The organism is Mycobacterium sp. pW045 (assembly GCF_041287085.1).
GTDB classification, from domain to species: Bacteria; Actinomycetota; Actinomycetes; order Mycobacteriales; family Mycobacteriaceae; genus Mycobacterium; species Mycobacterium algericum_A.
Genome location: NZ_JBGGKU010000002.1, coordinates 193,764 through 210,008 on the forward strand (window position 1 = coordinate 193,764; position 16,245 = coordinate 210,008).

A 16,245-nucleotide genomic window follows, 5' to 3' on the forward strand; every position below is an offset into this window, starting at 1 on the left:
GCTCAGGCGAGACTGCCGGCTGCGGCGAGCACCCGCGGGAACAGCACGTTGTTCTCCTTGTGCACGTGCAGGTGGATGTCGCTTTCCAGCTCCGCCAGGCCGGCCAGCATCGCGGTGTAGCTGGCGCAGGCGTCTGCCGGAACGGTGTAGTCGTCGGTGAGCTTGCGCAGTTCGGCGAGCAGGTGGCCGGCGTTGTCGTGCTCCTGCTGGTTTTCGGCCAGTTCGTTGCGCAGCTCGTCGGAGAGCGGCCGGTCCGGTCGGCCGGCGAGCAGGCTGATCTCGGGGAACAACATGGTCTCCTCGGTGCGCAGGTGGGGTTCCATGCCGGCGCGCAACTGGTGGAAGAGCTCGCGGACGCGTACCAGCTCGCCGTGGTTGGGGCCGTGCACCCGCGCCACCTTGTCGACCAGCTCCGCCAGCCGCGGGAACTCGTCCCAGAGGAACCGGTGGTGAGTGCTGACGATGTGGGCGATCAGCGAGGTGTCGTCGAAGTCGGCCCAGTCGGCGCGCTGGGCGGGCTCACCGGAGCTGTTCAGCGCCGCGAGCAGCTCGTCAGCGTTCACGCCGTCGGCGGCGCACGCATCACGCAGCGTCCGCTGGCCGTGGCAGCAGAAGTCGATCCCGAACCTGCTCAGGATGCGGGTCGTCGATGGGTCGGCGGTCACGATGTCGCCGAGGATCTGGTCGGAGGTGAAGGCGGCCACGGGAACTCCTCGTTGTCGGCGGGTGGTTCGGACCAACCATCCTAATATTAATGATTAAAGTCCACTATATGTGACGCAGTCGTCGGGTCAGCCGGCAGCCGGCGTCAACGCCAGCCCGACGTTGTTGCGCATCCCGCCGCGCAGTTTGCTGAACACGTTGAACACCCGGCCGATGACCCCGTACCGCTTGCCGATCGCGGCGTAGACGGCACCGTTGTCCGCCTTGTCCAACACGGCGGCCACCGCCTCGATGGCCTCGCCCTTGGGCCGGCCCCGCATGTCGCACGGCGTCAAGGTGACGCGCGGTGTGTTGCGGATCCGCTTGACCTTCCAGGAGGACTCCTGGGTGATCACCAACAGCCGATTGCCATCCGGTGCGGCCCACACCGGGGTGGGCTTGGCGCGACCGTCCTTGGTGAACGTGGTCAGCAACACGTAGTCGGATTTGGCGATCTCGGCGAAGATTGGGGCCACAGTGGTGAATCTAGTCCCCCCGGCGCCGCGGCGCCGGGAACGATCCGCCAACGGGCGAGCTGCGCCGGCGCGGCTACAGCGGGGGCCGGCTCGCGACCGGGTGCAGTTCGGCGATCTTGGGCAGCGGCGGGGCCGCCGGCGCCGAGTCGATGTAGGCGGCCACCGCATCGGGCGAGACCAGGCCGTAGCGCACCAGCAGGTCCACGGCGTTCAGGCCGAAGTGCTGGGCAACCCGCAGCAAGTTGTCGGCGGTGATCAGCCTGCCCTCGTGGGCCGCCTTGTAGTAGGCGGATTTGCGGTAGCCGAAGGCCTCGTAGACCTCGGTGGCGGCCAGCGGCCGGCCGATCAGGTACGGCAGCACTACCGAGGGATCTTTATCACGGTCGTCCATGGTTTTACACCATAGTGCTGTTCGGAGGCCGGAAACCAGCTCGTCACATGTGATTTAGTTGTGAATTTTAATTAACTTGATAGGTTGAGGCGTCCTGGCATCCCGAATTGCCCGGTAACCGGGGTATTCGGGCCTCACCGAGGCATCCGGCGCCAGAGGGGCTGCGGCACCAGTCGCATGGCTACGAACATCATCCGCAACCGCCGGGGAACCGCGACCGTGCGCCGCCCCCGGGCCAGTGCGCGGGCCGTCGCCGCCGCCACCCGCGCCGGCGTGCTGGCCAACGGAGCCGGTTTCATGCCGTCGGTCATCCGTCCGATCACGAACCCCGGACGAACGATCAGCAATCCCACCCCGCTGCCGTGCAGCGCATCGGCAAGTCCGCCGGCGAACCCGTCGAGGCCGGCTTTGGCCGAGCCGTAGACGTAGTTGGCGCGCCGCACCCGCACCCCGGCCACCGACGAGAACACCACCATGCGTCCCCGGCCGGCGGCTCGCATCGCCGTGGCCAGGTGAGTGAGCAGACTGACCTGGGCGACGTAGTCGGTGTGGACGATGGCAACGGCATGCGCGGCATCGGCCTCGGCGCGTGCCTGGTCGCCCAGAATCCCGAAGGCCACCACGGCGGTGCCGATCGGCCCGTGCTCGGCGATGAGCCGCGCGACCAGCGGCCCGTGGCTCGCCAGGTCGTCGGCGTCGAACTCGACGGTGTGCACGGCAATGGCACCCGCGCCGCGCACCGCGGCGGCCTCGGCGTCGAGCCGGTCGGCGGACCTGGCGGCCAGCACCACCGTCGCCCCGGGCGCCAGCCGGCAGGCCAGTTCTCCCCCGATCTCACTGCGGCCGCCGAAAATCACCACCGGCCCGTCAACCGTGTCGTTCACGGCTGTGATTATCGCCTGCGCTAGCGTGAACGGTGATGGCGAATGCGACGACCCGGCTCACCAGTGACGCACTGGCGTTTCTCACCGAACGCCACCTGGCGATGCTGACCACCCTGCGCGCCGACAACTCACCGCATGTGGTCGCGGTCGGTTTCACATTCGACCCGAAAACCCATATCGCCCGGGTGATCACCACTGGCGGCTCGCAGAAAGCGGTCAACGCCGACCGGGCCGGTGTAGCCGTGCTCAGCCAGGTCGACGGCGCGCGCTGGCTCTCGCTGGAGGGCCGCGCGACGGTCAACGACGCGGTCGCCGCGGTCCGCGATGCCGAGCTGCGCTACGCCCAGCGCTACCGCACACCGCGGGTCAATCCGCAGCGGGTGGTGATCGAAGTACAGGTGGAACGGGTGCTGGGGTCGGCGGATCTGCTCGACCGCGGTACCCGCTAAACCTCGACCACCACCAGATCGTGGGGCCGGTTGTTCAGTGACTCGGCGCCGTCGGCGGTGACGATCACGATGTCCTCGATACGTGCGCCCCACTTGCCGGGGAAGTAGATGCCCGGTTCGATCGAGAACGCCATCCCGGCTGCCAGGGCGAGGTCATTACCGGCGACGATGTACGGCTCTTCGTGCACCGACAGGCCGATGCCGTGACCGGTGCGGTGCACGAAGTATTCCGCCAGCCCCGCTTCGGCCAGCACATCGCGTGCCGCGGCGTCGACCTGCCGGGCGCTGACTCCCGGACGGACGCTCTCGACCGCGGCGCGTTGTGCTCGTTGCAACACCGAATACCGTTGGGCCACCTCCGGTTCCGGCTCGCCCAGGCTGTAGGTCCGAGTCGAGTCGGAGTGGTATCCGGGTTCGACCGGGCCGCCGATGTCGACGACCACGACGTCGCCGGCGGCAAGTTCACGCTGCGAACACTCGTGGTGGGGGTCGGCGCCGTGCGGGCCCGAACCGACGATGATAAAGGCCACCTCCGAATGGCCCTCGGCCACGATCGCCTCGGCGATGTCGGCGGCGACGTCGGCTTCGGTACGGCCCGGGACCAGGAACTCCGGTACCCGGGCGTGCACCCGGTCTATCGCCGCTCCGGCCTTGCGCAGCGCGTCGATCTCGCTGGGGTCCTTGATCATTCGCAATCCACGTAACACAGCGGTGGCCAGCACCGGGGTGGCGCCGAGAACATCGATGAGTGGCAGGAGATGCAGCGCCGACATCGCGTCGGTGACCGCCGCGGCCGCCGGCCGGCCCCCCAGCGCCTCACCCACCATGCGGTAGGGGTCCTCGCCGTCGACCCAGTCGCGCACCGCCACGCCCAGATCCGCCACCGCGGATTCGCGCAGCGCCGCCAGTTCCAGTCGCGGCACCACCATGGTGGGCGGGCCCGACACCGGCAGCACCAGCGCGGTGAGCCGTTCGAAGGTCTGAGCCCGTGACCCGGTCAGGTAGCGCAGGTCGTAGCCCGGTGTGATCACCAGGCCGGCCAGGCCGGTCTTCGCGGTGGCGGCTACCGCGGCGGCCAGGCGGTGGGCGTAGACGCTGCTGTCGAACCGGGAAGTCACGCACATCAGGCTATCCGGTCGGCGAGTGCGAAACTCACGACGCGACACGCGTGAGAGGTGTCGCGGTGTTGCGTTTCGCGGGGCGACCAGCGGCAAATAGGGTGGCTGCCATGCCTGCTCCCGTGCTGCTGCTCGACGGTGCCAGTATGTGGTTCCGGTCCTATTTCGGGGTGCCGTCCTCGATCACCGCGCCTGACGGCCGGCCGGTGAACGCGGTGCGCGGCTTCTTCGACTCGGTGGCCACCCTGATCACCCGCCAGCAGCCCGATCGGCTGGCGGTCTGCCTGGATCTGGACTGGCGCCCGCAATGGCGGGTGGACCTCGTCGCGTCGTACAAGGCACACCGGGTCGCCGAAGAGGCACCGGCTGACGTTGACGCCCCCGACATCGAGGAGGTGCCCGACGAACTGACTCCCCAGGTGGAATGGATCGCCGAGTTGCTCGATGCCTTCGGGATCGCCACCGCCGGCGCCCCCGACTACGAGGCCGACGACGTACTGGGCACGCTGGCGGCAGCCGAGCGGCGTGACCCGGTGATCGTCGTCAGCGGCGATCGCGATCTGCTGCAGGTGGTCGCTGAGCATCCGGTACCGGTGTCGGTGCTCTACCTGGGACGCGGGCTGGCGCGCGCGACGCTGTTCGGGCCCGCGGAGGTGGCTGAGCGCTACGGCCTGCCGGCGCAGCGGGCCGGCGCCGCCTACGCCGAAATGGCGCTGCTGCGCGGTGATCCGTCCGACGGGCTGCCCGGAGTGCCCGGCGTCGGCGAGAAGACGGCGGTCGGGCTGCTGGCCCAATACGGCTCGCTGGCGGCGGTCCTGGCCGCTGCCGCCGATCCGGCCTCCGCGATGGCCAAGGGGGTGCGGGCCAAGCTGCAGGCAGCCCGGGACTACATCGCCGCCGCCGGTCCGGTGGTGCGGGTGGCCACCGACGCGCCGGTCACGCTGTCGACGCCGTCGGACACCCTGCCGCGGGTGGCTGCCGACCCGGCCCGGGTCGCCGAGCTGGCGGACCGACTCGGTGTCGGGTCTTCGATCGCCCGGCTGCAGCGGGCCCTGGACACGCTGCCCGACTAAACCGCCGGGTTAATGCGGCGGTCCCAGCTTCGCCTCTCCTGCGTCGAGGCTCGCTAAACCGCCGTGCTCATGCGGCGGTCCCAGCTTCGCCTCTCCTGCGTCGAGGCTCGCTAAACCGCCGGGACTACTTGGGCCGACCGACCTCGTAGGTGCCGGAGTTGTCCTGGAAGGTGACGGTCACCTGGCGTTTGGTGCCGTCGATACTGACCTCGCAGTTGAACGTGTCGCCTTGTTTGACCACCGGGCTCTGACCGTTGTTGCAGCGCACGTCCTTGACGTTCTTGGCGCCGTAGCCGTTGGTCTGGTCGGCCAGGATCTGCTGCACACCCTGCTGCGCCTTGTCGATATCGAGTTTGGTGGTCACGAAAAACCCGGGCTTCCAGAAGCCCAGTACCAGTACCACCAGTGCGGCGATGCCCAGGCACGCGGCGAGCACGGTGCCCACCAGCGCCGTCGGGCGTTTGCCACCGGAGCCGGGCTGACCGAACTGGCCCGGCTGCTGCGGGTACTGACCGTACTGGCCCGGCTGGCCGTACTGGCCGGGCTGGCCGTACTGGCCGGGCTGGCCGTACTGGCCGGGCTGGCCGTATTGGCCGGGCTGGCCGTACTGGGTGGGTTGGCCGTAACCCCCGGGCTGGCCGTACTGCTCCGGCTGCGGATAGCCGGGATACTGCGGTGCTGACGGGTAGGACTGCGGGTACTGCGACGGCGTGTAGGCCGGCGGCTGCCACTGCTGCTCGGCGCCGGCTGCAGGTCCCTGCCCGGTGCCGGGCCGCTCTTCGGGCTGCCCGGGCTGCTGAGGTTGCCACGGCTGCGTCGGGTCGTATCCCTGCGGTCCGCTCATCGTTGTTCCTCAAGTCCTCTCACGTAGCGGCTGCTGATCACCGCCGGCTCTCCACCGTAGCGCGCGGACCAGCCTACCCGGCGTCAACGGCGACGACGCCGCGTAAAACCGTGTCGATCGCCTGTTTTGCGGTCGCCCGCAATTCGGCGCCGGGCGCCGCATTGCGCAGCTGATCCAGCAGGTCGAGCACCTGGCGGCACCAGCGCACGAAGTCGCCCGCCGACAACGGCGCCGCGGAGCCGGCCGCCAATCCCTCCGAGGCGTCCAACGCCGAGGCCAGGTCGCCGGTGCGGGCCCAGCGGTACACCGCGGCGACGAACCCCTCGTCGGGTTCGCGGCTGGGGCTGATGCGGTGCCGGCTCTCGTCGGCCCGCAGCGTCGCTGAGAGCTTGCGGGTCCGGTGCAGCGCACGGCGCACCGGCTCGGTGGGCGGGTACGGCGTCGGAGGGCCGTCCGGGCCGTCCGCACCGCGGGACTCATAGAGCACCGCGGAGACCACCGCGGCCAGTTCGGCAGGCCCCAACCCGTCCCACGCGCCGGTGCGCAGGCATTCGGCGACCAAAAGGTCGCTCTCGCTGTAGATCCGGGCCAGCATCCGGCCATCGGCGGTCACCTTCGGGTCGCCGTCACCGGTCGTTATGAAGCCGCGTTCGGCCAACAGGCCGACGATCCGGTCGAAGGTGCGGGCCAGCGAGTTGGTGGCCGCGTCGACCTTCTTGCGCAGTTGCGCATTGTCAGCCTCCACGCGCAGGTAGCGCTCGGCGGTGCGCACCTTGTCCTCACGGTCGGCGTCGCCGTGGCTGGGATGGTCGCGCATCCGTTGCCGCAGCGCGGCCAGCTCCGGATCCACCGGGTCCTCCTGCCGCCCGCCGCCGCGTCGGCCGCGCGGCTTCGGCACCGCCAGACCTTCTGCCGCCGACCGCAACGCCGAGGCCAGATCGCGGCGGACCCGCGGCTGGCGGTGCTCCACCCGCTTGGGCAGGGTCATGGTGCCGATCGGCCCCTCGGCGCCGGAGTAGTCCGCCGAGGAGATCCGGCCCGCCCAGCGATGCTCGGTGAGCACCAGTGGCCGCGGCTCGTCCGAATCCCGGTCGGCCTGCAACACCACTGCCAGACCGCCGCGGCGGCCGTGAGTGAGGGTGATGATGTCGCCTTTGCGCAGCGCGGCCAGGGCGTCACTGGCGGCCCGGCGCCGTTGCAGCCGTGAGGCGCGCGCCTGGGCTCGCTCCCGTTCGGAGATCTTCGCCCGCAGTCGGGCATAGTCGAGCATCGGCGAGTCGCGGCCGCCGAGTTCGGCGGCGATCTCGTCGAGGGTCCGTTCGCCGCGTTCGACGCCGCGCACCAGGCCGACGACGGACCGGTCGGCCTGGTACTGGGCGAACGACTGCTCCAACAGCCGGTGGGCCTGCTCGGGGCCCATCTGCTGGACCAGATTGATCGTCATGTTGTAGGACGGGGCGAACGAACTGCGCAACGGGAAGGTACGGGTGGAGGCCAGCCCGGCCACCTGCTCGGGGTCCGCGGTGCTCTCCCCCGGATGCCACAACACCACCGCGTGGCCCTCGACGTCGATGCCGCGCCGGCCGGCCCGGCCAGTCAACTGGGTGTATTCGCCCGGTGTCAGGGCGGCATGTTGTTCACCGTTGAACTTGACCAACCGTTCGAGCACCACGGTGCGGGCCGGCATGTTGATGCCCAGCGCCAGGGTTTCGGTGGCGAACACCGCCTTGACCAGGCCGGCGGTGAACAGCTCTTCGACGGTGTGGCGAAACACCGGCAGCAGCCCGGCGTGGTGGCCGGCCAGCCCGCGCAGCAGCCCCTCGCGCCATTCGTAGTAGCCCAGTACATCCAGGTCGTCGTCGGCGAGGTCGCCGCACCGGTGGTCGATCACTTCGGCGATACGGGCGCGCTCGGACTCGGTGGTCAGCCGCAGCGGTGAGCGCAGGCACTGTTTGACGGCGGCATCGCAGCCGACCCGGGAGAACACGAAGGTGATCGCCGGCAGCAGCCCGGCCGAATCCAGCACCGCGATCACGTCCGGGCGCATCGGCGGGCGGTAGCTCGGCCGCCCCGGGCCGCCCCGGCCGCCATTGCGCCGTGGCGACCAGTCGGTGAGCCGGTCGGCTTCGCGACGATGTGCAATGTGCCGCAACAGTTGTGGGTTGACGCGAGGCCGGCCCGCGGATCCCTTACCGTCGGTGTCGGGTCGAGACTCGAACAGGTCGAAAAGCCGCTTGCCCACCATCATGTGCTGCCACAGCGGCACCGGGCGGTGCTCGTCGACGACGACGGCGGTGTCCCCGCGCACCGTCTGGATCCAGCCGCCGAACTCCTCGGCGTTGCTGACCGTCGCCGAGAGGCTGACCAACCGCACTTCATCGGCCAGGTGCAGGATTACCTCCTCCCAGACCGCGCCCCGCATCCGGTCGGCCAGAAAGTGCACCTCGTCCATCACCACATGGGAAAGGCCTTGCAGCGCGCGCGAATTCGCGTAGAGCATGTTGCGCAACACCTCGGTGGTCATCACCACCACCGGCGCGCTGGCGTTGACCGACAGATCGCCGGTCAACAAACCGACCCGGTCCTTGCCGTAGCGGGCCACCAGGTCGGTGTGCTTCTGGTTGCTCAGTGCCTTGATCGGGGTGGTGTAGAAGCACTTTCCGCCGGCTGCCAGCGCCAGGTGCACCGCGAACTCGCCGACCACGGTCTTGCCCGCGCCGGTCGGTGCGCAGACCAGCACTCCCCGACCGTCCGCCAGCGCCAGGCACGCGCGGCGCTGGAAGTCGTCGAGTCCGAACGGCAGGCCGGCGGTGAACCGCTCGAGCTCGGTCATGCCGGCGGCCCGGTGAGCGTGCACAGTTGTACGGCCAAACCGGCGTGTCGCTGAGCAAACACGCCCGCTCGCGCGATCGGGGGGCTACTCATGCGGGGCTGTCACGGGCGCCGGCGCCTCGAGCGGCGAGGCTTCGTCGTCGGGTAGCTGCGTGGTGGCCTCCCGCCGGGCCTTGCGCTTGTCGTGCAACCGGGCGATCTGGATGGCGAACTCCTGCAGCAGGCTCAACGTGCAGCCGAGCACGATCATCGAGAACGGGTCGGACCCGGGGGTGAAGAAAGCCGCGAACACGAACATCGCGAAGATCAGCCCGCGCCGCCACTCCTTCAACCGGGCGTAGCTCAGTACCCCGACCTGGTTGAGCATGACGATCAGCAGCGGAAACTCGAAGCTGATGCCGAACACCACCAGCAGGTTGAGCAGGAAACCGAAATAGCGGTCGCCGGACAGCGCGGTCACCTGCACATCGCTGCCCACGGTCAGCAGAAAACCCAGCGCCTTGGAGAGCACCAGATAAGCCAGGACGGCGCCGGTGACGAACAGCACCGCCGCCGACACGACGAACACCACCGCGAAGCGCCGCTCCTTGCGGTACAGCCCCGGCGTGATGAACGCCCACAACTGGTAGAACCAGACCGGACAGGCCAGCACGACTCCGGCGGCCAGCCCCACCTTGAGCCGCAGCATGAACTGGTCGAAGGGCGCGGTGGCCAGCAGTCGGCACTGCCCGTCGGGCGCGATCGCGGCGCGCGAGGATGCCGGCAGCTCGCAGTACGGCTGGCGCAGCCACTCACCGAGACTCTCCAGCCCGAACAGCGGCCGGCCGTACCAGACGAAGCCGATAATCGTGGTGACCACGATCGCGGCGAGCGAGATCAGCAGCCGGGTCCGCAGCTCACGCAGGTGATCGACGAGCGACATCGTCCCGTCGGGATTGGTGCGGCTGCGACGCAGTCGCGGGTCCAGCCGCCGCAGAGCTCCGAGCGTGGGCACAGTAGATCAGACGCGGATGCCGCGACGGCGATGCCGGGCTACGCCGAGGGACCGCCGGCCGCCGGCGGATCGACCCGCTCGGAGGAGACGGTGGTCGAGTTGGCGGTCGAATCCGGCTTGGCCTCGTTCTGCAGTTCGCGGACCTCGGATTTGAAGATGCGCATCGACTTACCGAGCGAGCGCGCCGCGTCGGGCAGGCGCTTGGCGCCGAACAAGATGATCACGGCGACGGCGAGGATCGCCAGGTGCGACGGTCCTAAAGCGTTCACTTTGCTTACCTCCAGACGTCGTATCGATGCTACCGCAGCTCAGGACCCCGGCGGCGCACGCCGCGGACGGGTGGCCCCCGTCCAGCTCTGACCGTCGAAGTAGCGGAGCAGTTCGGGGTCGGCGGGATCCGGATACCAAGCCGGGGGCACCGCTGATTGCCTCGCCGACCTCGACTTGGCCTTGACCAGGAAAACGATGCCGGCCACCACGCCTATCACCACGACCAGGAAGGCGATATCGGCCATCAGCATTCCGGCGCTGAAGGCGGTCATGCGCGTACATCCCGGTAGGCCGCCAGCGCGGCGGCCGCGGCCTCGCGCACCCCGTCGACCACCGACTCGGGCGCCACGATCTGCACCTCGTCACCCATGCCCAGCAGCAGCCGCGTCAACCATTCGTCGGAGGCGTAGGTCATCTCCGCTTCCCGCCAGCCGTCGGCCGACTCACCGACCAGTCGCATCGGGTAGTACTCGAACATCCAGGCCGCCACCGGCGCGACCCGAACGGTGGCGACCGGCAGCGACGGGTCGGCGTCGAACAGCGAGGTGTCGGTCTCGGCCTGGCGTGCCGGTTCCGGCGGCGCCGAGGGCTCGTCGAGCAACTCGGCGTCGTCGATCCGGTCGAAGCGGAACAACCGCACCCCGGCGGACTCGCGGCACCATGCCTCCAGGTAGCTGTGGTTGGCGATCAGCACCACCCGGATGGGGTCGACGACCCGGCGCGACGACGTGTCCCGCGAGGCGGCGTAGTAGTCGATGCTGATCGCGCGGCGGCGGTGCACGCCGTCACGGACGACCGCGGCGACCGGGTCGTCTTCGTCCGCGATGTCGGTTGCGCGGTGGGCGGCCTCGCCGGCGGCGTTCTCAATCTTGGCGATCGCGCTGCGGGCCGCTCGGGGGTCGACGATGCCGGGCATGTCGACCAACGCCCGCAGCGCCATCAGCATGGCGGTGGCCTCCGGCGACGTCAGACGCAACGGCCGATCCACCCCGGCGGTCTCGTGCACATCGAGCCGGTCGTCGTAGAACGTCACGTCGATCAGCTCGCCGGGCCCGTAGCCGGGCATGCCGCACATCACCAGCTGATGCAGGTCGGCCTGCAGCTGCGCCAGGCTCACCCCGAGCTCGGCGGCCGCCTGCTTCTTGGTGATGCCGGGCCGCGCCTGCAGATACGGCACCATGTTCAGCAGCCGGACCAGCCGCTTGGAAAGTTGGCTCACGCGAGCACCCCCCGGGCGCTGGCGGTCAGCCGGGCCACCACGTCGTCGCGCAGTGACGGCGGATCCAGCACGACGGCGTCGGCCCCGTGCCCGGCGATATCGCGGGCCAGCCGGTCGTGGGTGCCGATGTCGACGCCGACGATGTCGCCGTCGCGGCCGGCGAGGGCCTGCCGGCCCAGCACGGTGCCGGCCCGGCGCAGTGCCACCGCCCGGCCGTCGGCGACCCAGATCCGGGCCTGCAGCCCGCTCGGCGCTTCGCCGACGGCCTCGGCGACGATCGCGCGCAGGTCGACGCCGCCGGGGCGGGTGACCGAACCTGGCGACCCGATCGGTGTGACCTCGTCGGCGATCCGTGACATCCGGAAGGTGCGCACCGCATCACGATCCCGGTCATGGCCGACCAGATACCAGCGGCCGCCGTGGGTCACCACCCCCCACGGTTCCACGGTGCGGGTGACGTACGCATCGACCGGCGACGGGCGGTGACCGAACTGCACGGCCTGCCCCGCCTGGACGGCGTCCATCAGGGCGCCCAGCGCCGGCTCGGCTCGGTGGATGCCCGGCAGCGCCGCCGGGGGCGCCACCAGTACGTCGGCGCGCGCCGGGTCCACCTCGACGCCGGCGGCGTGCAGTTTGGCCACCGCCCCCTGGGCGTTGGCCCGCAGCTGCGGCGACTGCCACAGCTGGACCGCCACGGCGACCGCGGCGGCCTCCTCACTGGTGAGCTCGATGGCGGGCAGCGCGTAGGCATCGGGGTTGATGCGGTAGCCGTCTACCGTGTCGAACACCGACGCCTTCCCGGTTTCCAGCGGAATGCCCAGATCACGCAGCTCGTTCTTGTCCCGCTCGAACATCCGCGAGAACGCTTCGTCGCTGGGGCTGTCACCGTAGCCGATCACGGTGGCGCGGATCTTGTCCGCGGTGAGATAGCCGCGCGTGGACAGCAGTGCAATGACCAGATTCAGTAGTCGTTCGACTTTGGCAGTCGCCATGCCATGGAGGATAGGCGGTGGCATCGGGCGAGTCGGTCGGAAGTGGGTGCTACATGCTGGCGATCAGCCGCTTGACCCGCTCGTCGACCGACCGGAACGGGTCTTTGCACAGCACGGTGCGCTGGGCTTGATCGTTGAGCTTGAGGTGCACCCAGTCGACGGTGAAGTCTCGGCCGGCGGCCTGTGCGGCACTGATGAATTCGCCGCGCAGCTTGGCGCGGGTGGTCTGCGGCGGGGTGTCGACGGCCTCGTCGACCTCCTCGTCGGTGGTGACCCGGGCGGCCAGCCCCTTGCGCTGCAGCAGATCGAACACGCCGCGGCCGCGTTTGATGTCGTGGTAGGCCAGATCCAGCTGGGCGATCTTGGGGTCCGACAGCTCCATGTCGTACCGATCCTGGTAGCGCTGGAACAGTTTTCGCTTGATCACCCAGTCGATCTCGGTGTCCACCTTGGCGAAGTCCTGGGTTTCGACGGCGTCGAGCTGACGACCCCACAGGTCGATGACCTGCTCCAGTTGCGGATTGCTGGCCCGCGTCTGTACGTAGTCCACGGCCCGCCCGTAGTACTCGCGCTGGATGTCCAGCGCACCGGCCTGCCGTCCGCCCGCCAGTCGTACCGGCCGCCGGCCGGTGACGTCGTGGCTGACCTCGCGGATGGCCCGGATCGGGTTGTCCAGCGAGAAGTCGCGGAAGGGCACCCCCGCCTCGATCATCTCCAGCACCAGTGCCGCGCTGCCCACCTTGAGCAGGGTGGAGGTCTCGGACATGTTGGAGTCCCCGACGATGACGTGCAGCCGGCGGTACTTCTCGGCGTCGGCGTGCGGCTCGTCGCGGGTGTTGATGATGGGACGCGATCGGGTCGTGGCGCTCGACACGCCCTCCCAGATGTGCTCGGCGCGCTGCGACAGGCAGAAGGCGGCGGCTTTGGGGGTCTGCAGCACCTTGCCGGCGCCGCAGATCAGCTGGCGGGTCACCAGGAACGGCAGCAGCACGTCGGAGATCCGGGAGAACTCCCCGGCGCGGACGATCAGGTAGTTCTCGTGGCAGCCGTAGGAGTTGCCCGCCGAGTCGGTGTTGTTCTTGAACAGATAGATGTCGCCGCCGATCCCCTCATCGACCAGCCGCTGCTCGGCATCGATCAGCAGGTCTTCGAGCACCCGCTCGCCGGCCCGGTCGTGGGTGACCAGCTGCACCAGGTTGTCGCATTCGGCGGTGGCGTACTCCGGATGACTGCCGACATCCAGGTATAACCGGGCGCCGTTGCGCAGGAACACATTCGAACTGCGGCCCCAGGACACCACCCGGCGGAACAGATAGCGCGCCACCTCGTCGGGTGACAGTCGCCGGTGGCCGTGGAAGGTGCAGGTGACACCGAACTCGGTCTCGATGCCCATGATTCTGCGCTGCACGTCATCGAGACTACTGGTTGAACCAGGGCAACGGTGGTCAGGCCGGGGGGTTCGCCGCCGTGTCGAGGGTTTCCAGCACGACCTCGGCCACCTGGCGCATCGTGGTGCGCTTGTCCATCGCCGCCCGCTGAATCCACCGGAACGCGTCCGGCTCGCTCAGTCCCTGCTTGGACTGCAGCAGTCCCTTGGCGCGCTCGATGAGCTTGCGGGTCTCGAGTTGCTCCGACAGGCTGCTGACTTCGCGTTCCAGCGCGGTGATCTCCTCCGAGCGGCTGAGCGCCAGCTCGATGGCGGGTACCAGATCCCCGGCCGAGAACGGTTTGACCAGATAAGCCATCGCCCCGGCGTCGCGCGCCCGTTCCACCAGGTCACGCTGGCTGAACGCGGTGAGCATGACGATCGGCGCGATGCGTTTGCCGGCGATCTCGGAGGCCGCGTCGATGCCGTCGCGGCGCGGCATCTTGACGTCGATGATCACCAGATCGGGGCGCAGCAGCTCCGCCAGTTCGACGGCCTCCTGGCCGTCGCCGGCCTCGCCGACCACCTCGTAGCCCTCTTCCCGCAGCATTTCGGCGAGGTCGAGCCGGATCAGCGCCTCGTCCTCGGCGATCAGGACCCGGCGGGCAGGGCGCGGGGCGCCCTCGGATGTCGACGCAGTCATCACCCCATTCTGTCGCGCCTGCCGGCGGCGGCAACCCTTCGGGGCATCGTCTATCGTGGAGACCCGCGCGCAGGCGCTGGGCCCTCGTATCCCAACTGGCAGAGGAAACGGATTCAAAACCCGTACAGTGTGAGTTCGAATCTCACCGAGGGCACCACGGATCGCCGCCGCTCAGCGTGGTGCGTACATGATCACGGCCACCCCGATCAGGCAGATCAGCGCGCCGAGCACATCGGCGCGGTCGGGCCGGAAGCCGTCGAAGGCCATGCCCCAGGCCAGTGAGCCCGCCACGAACACCCCGCCGTAGGCGGCCAGGATCCGGCCGAAATGAGCGTCGGGCTGCAACGTCGCCACAAAGCCGTACAAGCCCAGGGCGATCACACCGGCCCCGGCCCACAGCAGGCCGCGGTGCTCACGTACCCCCTGCCACACCAGCCAGGCGCCGCCGATCTCCGCGATGGCGGCCAGCACGAACAGCGCAACCGAACGCAGCACCATGGACGTTGACCCTAGCCGCCCAGGTGAAACCGCCAACTGCCCAGTTCACGGGATTAGGCTGTCGAAGGTGACCGTCAAGCGGTTCCTCGCGGTGTCGGCGGAGTCCCAGCCTCCCGACCGGCCCTGGCACTGCATGCCGGCGCGCACCCGCCACTACGCGGCGCGGCTGTCGCAGCGGCTGCGGATCCTCAAGGTCTCCGCCGGGCTGGCCGCGATCATCAGCGCGGGCTTCGGACTCCTCGAGATCTGGGCTGACCCCACGTACTGGTGGATCGGTGCGCTCAATCTGATCGCCGCCGCCGCCTTTGTGCTGACCCCGCTGCTGTACCACTACGGCGAGCTGATCGCGCCCTTGGCGTTCGTCGGCATCGCCTACCTGACGACGTTCGTGGTGTGTTGGGTGGTCGGCACCGGGTCGGGCATCCAGTTCTACTTCCTGGCCGCGGCGTCGATCAGTGTGCTCATTCTGGGCGTGGACCGGATCAAGCTGGCCGCCGTCGTGGCAGGCGTCGGCGCCGCGCTGACGATCATCCTGCAATTCCTGGTTCCCACCTACAAACTGGACCAGCCGGGCTGGCTCCGCGACCTGTCGTTCGTGCTGGTGGTGGTCTCGGCGTGCTTCATGGTGGTAGCGACGGTCTGGTTCGCGCTGCGCGAGATCTCCCGCGCCGAAGCGGCGATGGAGGCCGAGTACGAGCGTTCGGAATCGCTGCTGGCCAATATCCTGCCGGGGGCGGTCGCCGAACGGCTGAAGAACCCGGCGGTCGACGTCATCGCCGACAGCTATCCCGATGCCTCCGTGCTGTTCGCCGATATCGCCGACTTCACCCGGCGGGCCAGCCAGACCGATCCGGGGCAGCTGGTCGAATTCCTCAATGAGCTCTACACCGGACTGGATCGGCTCGTCGAGCGGCACGGGCTGGAGAAGATCAAGACCAGTGGTGATTCCTACATGGTGGTCAGCGGCGTCCCCGACCCGCGACCGGACCATCTGCACGCGCTGGCGCAGTTGGCCCTCGACATCGCCGACACCATCGCCGACCTGCGCGATCCGCTGGGCGGGCCGGTATCGCTGCGCATCGGTCTGGCCGCCGGCCCGGTGGTCGCCGGTGTGGTCGGCAATCGCCGGTTCTTCTATGACGTGTGGGGCGATGCGGTGAATCTCGCCTCCCGGATGGAGTCGACCGGCGTACCGGACCGTATCCAGGTCCCGCAGGATGTCCGGCAGCGCTTGAGCAGCGACTTCATCTTCGAGGAGCGCGGCGACGTCGAGGTCAAGGGCAAGGGCGTCGTGCACACCTGGTTCCTGGTCGGTGCGCGCCCGTCCTCCGCCCCCGGCCCGGCGAGCCGGTCGCTGTCGGTCGCCCCCGCGCGCTGACCGGGTGACTCGCCCGGCTTCGGTAGGGTGCCGGACCAGGTTGTCCCACAACGCAG

18 protein-coding genes and 1 tRNA gene are annotated in these 16,245 nt (G+C 69.3%); 4 read left to right on the forward strand and 15 right to left on the reverse strand.

The window, feature by feature from the left end; all coding sequences use genetic code 11:
• Window positions 1-2: 2 nt before the first annotated feature.
• The 4 genes from ric to ACAG20_RS03435 all read right to left on the reverse strand — a co-directional run bounded on the left by ric (window position 3) and on the right by ACAG20_RS03435 (window position 2,453).
• Window positions 3-704, reverse strand: coding sequence for an iron-sulfur cluster repair di-iron protein (gene ric / locus ACAG20_RS03420; RefSeq protein WP_112688992.1), 702 nt, complete (start codon window positions 702-704; stop codon window positions 3-5).
• A gap of 87 nt (window positions 705-791) precedes the next feature.
• The gene (locus ACAG20_RS03425; RefSeq protein WP_370491539.1) at window positions 792-1,178 is read right to left on the reverse strand and encodes a PPOX class F420-dependent oxidoreductase; all 387 of its coding nucleotides are present in this window, start codon (window positions 1,176-1,178) and stop codon (window positions 792-794) included.
• Between the two features lie 73 nt (window positions 1,179-1,251).
• On the reverse strand, window positions 1,252-1,569 hold the full coding sequence (locus tag ACAG20_RS03430; RefSeq protein ID WP_370491540.1) for a hypothetical protein: 318 nt from the start codon (window positions 1,567-1,569) through the stop codon (window positions 1,252-1,254).
• Window positions 1,570-1,703: 134 nt separating this feature from the next.
• The gene (locus ACAG20_RS03435) at window positions 1,704-2,453 is read right to left on the reverse strand and encodes an SDR family NAD(P)-dependent oxidoreductase (protein ID WP_112688988.1); all 750 of its coding nucleotides are present in this window, start codon (window positions 2,451-2,453) and stop codon (window positions 1,704-1,706) included.
• 35 nt (window positions 2,454-2,488) lie between these two features.
• Here ACAG20_RS03435 and ACAG20_RS03440 point away from each other — a divergent pair, with 35 nt between their 5' ends.
• Window positions 2,489-2,902, forward strand: a complete 414-nt coding sequence (locus ACAG20_RS03440; protein ID WP_013829042.1) for a F420-dependent biliverdin reductase — start codon at window positions 2,489-2,491, stop codon at window positions 2,900-2,902.
• On the opposite strand, the gene ACAG20_RS03445 is transcribed toward ACAG20_RS03440, so the two are convergent.
• Window positions 2,899-4,026: a M24 family metallopeptidase gene (locus ACAG20_RS03445; RefSeq protein ID WP_370491541.1), complete on the reverse strand. Its 1,128-nt coding sequence runs from the start codon at window positions 4,024-4,026 to the stop codon at window positions 2,899-2,901. The genes ACAG20_RS03440 and ACAG20_RS03445 overlap by 4 nt on opposite strands.
• A 104-nt stretch (window positions 4,027-4,130) precedes the next feature.
• Between ACAG20_RS03445 and ACAG20_RS03450 the strand changes: the two genes are divergently transcribed.
• A complete protein-coding gene (locus ACAG20_RS03450; protein ID WP_370491542.1) occupies window positions 4,131-5,093 on the forward strand; it encodes a 5'-3' exonuclease H3TH domain-containing protein in 963 nt (320 codons plus the stop codon).
• Between the two features lie 124 nt (window positions 5,094-5,217).
• Here the strand turns inward: ACAG20_RS03450 and ACAG20_RS03455 are convergent, their stop codons facing one another.
• The 9 genes from ACAG20_RS03455 to ACAG20_RS03495 form a co-directional block, all read right to left on the reverse strand.
• Window positions 5,218-5,937, reverse strand: coding sequence for a DUF4333 domain-containing protein (locus tag ACAG20_RS03455; protein WP_112685181.1), 720 nt, complete (start codon window positions 5,935-5,937; stop codon window positions 5,218-5,220).
• A gap of 73 nt (window positions 5,938-6,010) precedes the next feature.
• Window positions 6,011-8,770, reverse strand: a complete 2,760-nt coding sequence (locus ACAG20_RS03460) for an RNA helicase (protein WP_112685179.1) — start codon at window positions 8,768-8,770, stop codon at window positions 6,011-6,013.
• 84 nt (window positions 8,771-8,854) lie between these two features.
• Window positions 8,855-9,691 (reverse strand): twin-arginine translocase subunit TatC, encoded by an 837-nt coding sequence (tatC, locus tag ACAG20_RS03465; RefSeq protein WP_370491732.1) that lies wholly within the window; start codon window positions 9,689-9,691, stop codon window positions 8,855-8,857.
• A 110-nt stretch (window positions 9,692-9,801) separates the two neighbouring features.
• The gene (tatA, locus tag ACAG20_RS03470) at window positions 9,802-10,032 is read right to left on the reverse strand and encodes a Sec-independent protein translocase subunit TatA (protein WP_013829048.1); all 231 of its coding nucleotides are present in this window, start codon (window positions 10,030-10,032) and stop codon (window positions 9,802-9,804) included.
• Between the two features lie 39 nt (window positions 10,033-10,071).
• Window positions 10,072-10,305 carry a DUF2510 domain-containing protein gene (locus ACAG20_RS03475; protein ID WP_112685173.1) on the reverse strand — a complete coding sequence of 78 codons (234 nt, stop codon included), beginning with the start codon at window positions 10,303-10,305 and terminating at the stop codon, window positions 10,072-10,074.
• The gene (locus tag ACAG20_RS03480; protein WP_370491543.1) at window positions 10,302-11,252 is read right to left on the reverse strand and encodes a helix-turn-helix transcriptional regulator; all 951 of its coding nucleotides are present in this window, start codon (window positions 11,250-11,252) and stop codon (window positions 10,302-10,304) included. The genes ACAG20_RS03475 and ACAG20_RS03480 overlap by 4 nt, the downstream gene beginning before the upstream one ends.
• On the reverse strand, window positions 11,249-12,244 hold the full coding sequence (locus tag ACAG20_RS03485; RefSeq protein WP_370491544.1) for a helix-turn-helix transcriptional regulator: 996 nt from the start codon (window positions 12,242-12,244) through the stop codon (window positions 11,249-11,251). Before ACAG20_RS03485 ends, ACAG20_RS03480 begins: the two co-directional genes overlap by 4 nt.
• A 49-nt stretch (window positions 12,245-12,293) precedes the next feature.
• Complete coding sequence (gene pafA / locus ACAG20_RS03490) at window positions 12,294-13,652, reverse strand: Pup--protein ligase (RefSeq protein ID WP_112685166.1); 1,359 nt, start codon at window positions 13,650-13,652, stop codon at window positions 12,294-12,296.
• A 37-nt stretch (window positions 13,653-13,689) separates the two neighbouring features.
• Entirely contained in the window at window positions 13,690-14,313 is a 624-nt protein-coding gene (locus tag ACAG20_RS03495) for an ANTAR domain-containing response regulator (RefSeq protein ID WP_112685164.1), read from the reverse strand.
• 80 nt (window positions 14,314-14,393) lie between these two features.
• On the opposite strand from ACAG20_RS03495, the gene ACAG20_RS03500 reads away from it, so the two are divergent.
• Window positions 14,394-14,470, forward strand: a tRNA-Leu gene (locus ACAG20_RS03500).
• A 14-nt stretch (window positions 14,471-14,484) separates the two neighbouring features.
• On the opposite strand, the gene ACAG20_RS03505 is transcribed toward ACAG20_RS03500, so the two are convergent.
• Window positions 14,485-14,811, reverse strand: a complete 327-nt coding sequence (locus tag ACAG20_RS03505) for a YnfA family protein (protein WP_112685162.1) — start codon at window positions 14,809-14,811, stop codon at window positions 14,485-14,487.
• A 67-nt stretch (window positions 14,812-14,878) separates the two neighbouring features.
• On the opposite strand from ACAG20_RS03505, the gene ACAG20_RS03510 reads away from it, so the two are divergent.
• The gene (locus ACAG20_RS03510; RefSeq protein ID WP_370491545.1) at window positions 14,879-16,189 is read left to right on the forward strand and encodes an adenylate/guanylate cyclase domain-containing protein; all 1,311 of its coding nucleotides are present in this window, start codon (window positions 14,879-14,881) and stop codon (window positions 16,187-16,189) included.
• The last annotated feature ends 56 nt before the right edge of the window (window positions 16,190-16,245 follow it).